This is a genomic window from Streptomyces sp. NPDC029138 (genome assembly GCF_055564375.1).
In genome coordinates, this window is the sequence record NZ_JBVHWM010000100.1 from 1 (window position 1) to 5172 (window position 5172).

A 5172-nucleotide genomic window follows, 5' to 3' on the forward strand; every position below is an offset into this window, starting at 1 on the left:
CCCCCCCCCCCCCCCCCCCCCCCCCCCCCCCCCCCCCCCCCCCCCCCCCCCCCCCCCCCCCCCCCCCCCCCCCCCCCCCCCCCCCCCCCCCCGGCGGTGTCGTCTGCGTGTGCGTCGTCTCGGTCACGTGCCATACGGTAGGCGCGGACCGGGTTCCCGGTCGTCCCCTTGGAGAGGGGTCCTCGGGGGTCCGTCTCAAGTACTAGGGATCTGCCGGGCTCAGTATCCGGACGGGCGCACCACGCCCGACTCGTACGCGAACACCGCCGCCTGGGTGCGGTCGCGCAGGCCCAGCTTCACCAGGATGCGCCCCACGTGCGTCTTCACGGTCTGCTCGGCCACCACCAGCCGCCCGGCTATCTCCGCGTTCGACAAGCCCTGCGCGATCAGCGCCAGAACCTCCGTCTCCCGTTCCGTGAGGTCGCCGACGCGCCGCTTGAGCGGGGTCCGGGGGGAGCCGTCCAGACGGGAGAACTCGGCGATCAGGCGGCGGGTGATGCCCGGGGCCAGCAGGGCGTCGCCGGCCGCCACGACCCGGACCGCCTCGGCGAGCTGGTCGGCGGAGGCGTCCTTGAGCAGGAAACCGGAGGCACCCGCGCGCAGCGCCTCGTACACGTACTCGTCCAGGTCGAAGGTGGTCAGCACCAGGACCCTGATGCCCGGATGGGCGTCGGTGATGCGGCGGGTCGCCTCGATGCCGCCGAGTTCGGGCATCCGGATGTCCATCAGGACCACGTCCGGGAGCAGTTCGGCGGTGCGGGCGATCGCGTCCCGGCCGTCCACCGCCTGTCCGATCACCTCGATGTCCGGCTTGGTGTTGAGCAGCACGGTGAAGCCCTGCCGGACCATCTGCTGGTCGTCGGCGATGAGTACGCGGATGGTGCCGCTCGTCATGAGGTCTCTTCTCCTGTCGGAGGCGGGGCGGACGGGAGCGCGGCCGGGCCGCCGTCCCGGGGAAGGAAGGCCGAGACGGTGAAGCCGCCGTCCGGGGTGCCGGCCGCGGTGACCGTGCCGCCGAGCATCATCGCGCGCTCCCGCATGCCGAGCAGCCCGTGTCCGGCACCCGGGGAGGGCGGCGCGGGCCGGTGCGGGCGGGAGTTGGTCACCGCCAGCCGCAGGCCGCCCGACAGGTGCGCGACCTCGACGCGCACCCGGGACCCCGGCGCGTGCCGCAGGGCGTTGCTCAGCGCCTCCTGCACGATCCGGTACGCCGACAGCTCCACACCCGGAGCGTAGGGCCGTGCCCTGCCCGTGACCTCGGTGGTCACGTCCAGGCCCGCCGCGCGGGTGTTCTCGATCAAGGCGTCGAGCCGGTCGAGCGTGGGCTGGGGAGCGTCCGGGGCCGTTCCCGCGCCCGGGCCGCCCAGGCCGTAGGGGTCCTCGGGGTGCTCCGAACGCAGCACGCCGAGCACCCGGCGCAGCTCGGTGAGCGCCTCCAGCGCGTTCTGCCGGATGCCCGCGAGGTTCTCGATCAGCTCCTCGGACGGCTGCTCGACGAGGTGCGGGGCCACCTGGGCCTGGATGGAGATGACCGACATGTGGTGCGCGACCACGTCGTGCAGCTCCCGCGCGATGCGGCTGCGCTCCTCCAGCAGTGTGCGGCGGGCCCGCTCCTCGGCGGTGAGCGTCGTCTGCTGTTCGAGCTGGGCGCGAGCCTCGCGCCGGCCGCGCAGGGCGCTGCCGAGCACCACGACGATCGAGGAGAAGATGACCGCGAGGACCCCGGTGGGCGTGTAGTCGGACGCGCCCCACAAGCCCTCCACGGCATAGGTGAGCAGCACGGTCACCGTCAGCGCCTCGACGGACACCCGTGTGCGCACCCGCAGGGCGAGCAGCAGCAGCACGGCCATGTGCCCGATGATCCCGGCCGACGACCAGGGCCAGGTGAACCCGTGGGCTCCCCCTGCCAGCAGGTGGTGTCGCACTTCCACGGCCCCCAGCAGCATGGCTATCGTCGACAGCCCCCATGCCGCCACCGGCCGCCACAACGCGAGCACGACGGCGCCGCCCTGCGCGAGCCCGGTCAGGAGGGCGAGTTGCGTGCCCACGCCGCCGTCGGAGGCGAGCTGCGCCACCGCGCCGAAGCCCACCCCGAACCCGACCAGGCACAGCAGGCCGTGCGGGAACCAGCGCAGCCACACGAACGGCGGCAGGGGATCGGCGCGCCAGGTCAGCAGATCGTCGCGCAGCCCCCGGAGCCGGCGCAGCGCGCGGCCCACCCCCGTCTCGATCACGGGGCCCAGCCTAGGCACGGGGCGCCCGCTGTGCGGACCGCCGGCCCGCCGGGTGGTGGGCGCGGACCCCGCGGGACCGGCTCACGGCCCCTGCCCGCTCGGGTCGGCCGAAGGCGGCCCGGCACAGCGCGAGCCCCAGCGCGAACACCGGCAGCCACAGCAGCCGGGCCGCCACCCAGCCCGGGCCGTCGGGGAGCGTGTGCAGGCCGGGCAGGCGGCCGGCGAGCAGGGCGGTGGCCGTCGTGGCCATCAGGGCCGTCTGGTGCCACAGGAAGATCGTCATGGCGGACAGGTTGATCAGGGCCACGGCCGCCCAGGCGAGCGGGCGGCGCATGGCCGCCCGTAGCCGGTCGCGCAGGAGCAGGGCCAGACCGCACTGGGCCAGGCCGAAGGTCACGGCCGCCAGCGTCGGCGGGTTGAGGTTGGAGACCGGGGCGCCCGGCACACCGACCATGGACGCGGGGTAACCCGCCGCGATCACGAGGGCGGCGGTGACCGTCGTACCGCCGAGCAGCAGGGTCCAGGCCGCGCGGCGGGTCTCCAGCTCGCCACGGCTCCAGGCGGCGCCCAGGGTGTACGGCACCAGCCAGCCCGCCACCAGATTCACCCAGCCCAACCAGTCGGGCCCGAGGCGCAGGCCGAAGCGGAGGACGTCCACGTGCAGGACGACGGCCAGGGGCCACAGCGGGTTGAGGCGGGCGACGAGCGGGGTGGCCGCCGTCAGAGCGGCGAAGACCAGCAGGAACCACAGCGGGGACAGGGCCAGTTTGACGAGCGTGTGGACCGTGCCGATGGGGGTGCCGGTCAGCAGCAGGGCCGTCGCCGCCACCGTCCACAGGGTGAGGAGGGCGACGGCCGGCCGGAGCAGGCGGGTCAGGCGGACGCGCAGCCATGCGCCGTACGGCACCCCCCGGGCGCGGGCCGAGGCGTGGCCGCGGGTCGCCACATGTCCGCCGACCAGGAAGAACACGGCCAGGGTCTGGAACATCCAGGAGACCGGGGCCAGCCACGGCATGCCCTGCAACGGGCTCGCCGTGCGCAGCGCGCCGTCCTCGGCGACCAGGGCGGTGACCAGCCAGTGGCCGAGGACGACACCGAGGATCGCGAGGGCGCGCAGCGCGTCGACCGCGCGGTCCCGGGACGCGGGGGTGGCGGTGTCCACGCGGTGGGCGGCCTGGCGTATCGCGCGCAGCGCGCTGCGCGGAGCGCTCGTCACCGGTTCAGGCACGGGTCACCTCCGACGTCTCCCCGAGGGTGATCCGGGCCAGGTTGGCGAGGGAGGCCGAACCCGGGGCGAAGTAGCCGCTGTGGCCGGCGCCGCCCGCGTCGAAGACCCGGGCGCCGAAGGCGCGGGAGACCGGGTCGGTGCCGAAACCGACGGTGGTGACCAGGAGGTCGGCGCGGACGTGCGGGACGTGGGCCACCCAGTCCCCGCTGCCGCGGGCCGCCCAGACACGGGCGGACGTGCGCAGGGCGGCGACGGTGCCGGCGCCCGTGCCGGGGCTGCCGACCAGGGCGATGTCGTCGACGTCCAGGCCCGCGGCGGTACGGCCACAGACGACCGAGCCGTAGGAGTGGCACAGGAGGGCGATGTGCGCGCCGGCGGGGGCCGCGGTGTGCAGCCGGTGCACGAAGGCGCGCAGGCGGGGGGCGGCTTCGTCGGCGCGCGTGGGGGTGGCCACCGTGGTGCTGACCGTGGCCGGGGTCTCGTAGCCGAGCCAGGCGATGACGGCGGCGTGGGTGCCGCGGGCGGCACGGTGGGTGAGGTCGGTGTACAAGGACGCGGCGGCCCGGTGGAAGCGGGTGTAGGTGTCCAGGGAGGTGTCCGAGCCGGGGACCAGGACCGCGATGTGCTCGGCGTGCGCCAGGTCGCCGAGGACCTCTGTGGCCTGGCCGGCGCCCCGGCCGTCGAAGGCGAGGAGGTTGCGGGACGGGGAGGCCAGGGCGCGGTCGGCGGCGGCGCGGTGGGCGTCGCCGTGGGCGGCGGCCGTACGGGCCGCCTCGGTGGCGTTCCTCCGGTTCGCCTCGTAGGCGGAGCGCAGGGTGGCCGGGGTGAGAGGGGCGGTGAGGGTGGCGGGGGGCGGGGCGGGGATGCCCGGCCGGGCCGCGCCTGCCAGGGGGATGACGATGGCGGCGGTGAGGAGGGCGGAGAACAGCGCTCGGCGGACTCGGTGCCGGGGGCGGTGCGGGTGCGGGTCCGGGTGCGTGGGGGAGGTGTTACCGACCCGCACCACCTGTGCGGCTTTCGTCGTCGCCCGAGACCGGCCCCCACGGCACCGAATCGCCGTCGACGGCTGCGGAGGGGTGGCGCGGGGAGCAGTCGCGTACGCGTGGGCCCCCTGCGGCTGAACCGGCGCCGGCGGTCGCGGATGGGTGGCGCGGGGAACCATCGCGTACGCGTGAGCCCCCAGCTCCTCAATCGGCGTCAGGAGCTGCGAGCCGGCCCCCTGCGGCTGAACCGGCACCGGCGGTCGCGGATGGGTGGCGCGGGGAACCATCGCGTACGCGTGAGCCCCCAGCTCCTCAATCGGCGTCAGGAGCTGCGAGCCGGCCCCCTGCGGCTGAACCGGCACCGGCGGTCGCGGATGGGTGGCGCGGGGAACCATCGCGTACGCGTGAGCCCTCCGCTCCTCAATCGGCGTCAGGAGCTGCGAGCCGGCCCCCTGCGGCTGAACCGGCACCGGCGGTCGCGGATGGGTGGCGCGGGGAACCATCGCGTACGCGTGAGCCCTCCGCTCCTCAATCGGCGTCAGGAGCTGCGAGCCGGCCCCCTGCGGCTGAACCGGCACCGGCGGTCGCGGATGGGTGGCGCGGGGAACCGTCGCGTGCGCGTGAGCCCCCTGCTCCTCAATCGGCGTCAGGAGCTGCGAGCCGGCCCCCTGCGGCTGAACCGGCACCGGCGGTCGCGGATGGGTGGCGCGGGGAACCGTCGCGTGCG

The 5172-nt window shown here is 75.6% G+C and carries 4 protein-coding genes; all 4 read right to left on the reverse strand.

Annotated elements, in window-relative coordinates; all coding sequences use genetic code 11:
• Window positions 1–219 precede the first annotated feature (219 nt).
• From ACZ4WH_RS41265 to ACZ4WH_RS41280, 4 genes are read right to left on the reverse strand one after another with little or no spacing between them, the layout of a single operon-like run.
• Window positions 220–894 (reverse strand): response regulator, encoded by a 675-nt coding sequence (locus tag ACZ4WH_RS41265; protein WP_468190706.1) that lies wholly within the window; start codon window positions 892–894, stop codon window positions 220–222.
• Window positions 891–2234, reverse strand: coding sequence for a sensor histidine kinase (locus tag ACZ4WH_RS41270; protein ID WP_468190708.1), 1344 nt, complete (start codon window positions 2232–2234; stop codon window positions 891–893). Before ACZ4WH_RS41270 ends, ACZ4WH_RS41265 begins: the two co-directional genes overlap by 4 nt.
• 10 nt (window positions 2235–2244) lie before the next feature.
• Entirely contained in the window at window positions 2245–3462 is a 1218-nt protein-coding gene (locus ACZ4WH_RS41275) for an acyltransferase family protein (RefSeq protein ID WP_468190710.1), read from the reverse strand.
• Entirely contained in the window at window positions 3455–4468 is a 1014-nt protein-coding gene (locus tag ACZ4WH_RS41280) for an alpha/beta hydrolase (RefSeq protein WP_468190712.1), read from the reverse strand. Before ACZ4WH_RS41280 ends, ACZ4WH_RS41275 begins: the two co-directional genes overlap by 8 nt.
• Window positions 4469–5172 lie beyond the last annotated feature (704 nt).

Bases quoted from the DNA above. Each gene is read 5' to 3' on its own strand.
- ACZ4WH_RS41265 (WP_468190706.1), bottom strand. From the start codon at position 894: ATGACGAGCGGCACCATCCGCGTACTCATCGCCGACGACCAGCAGATG.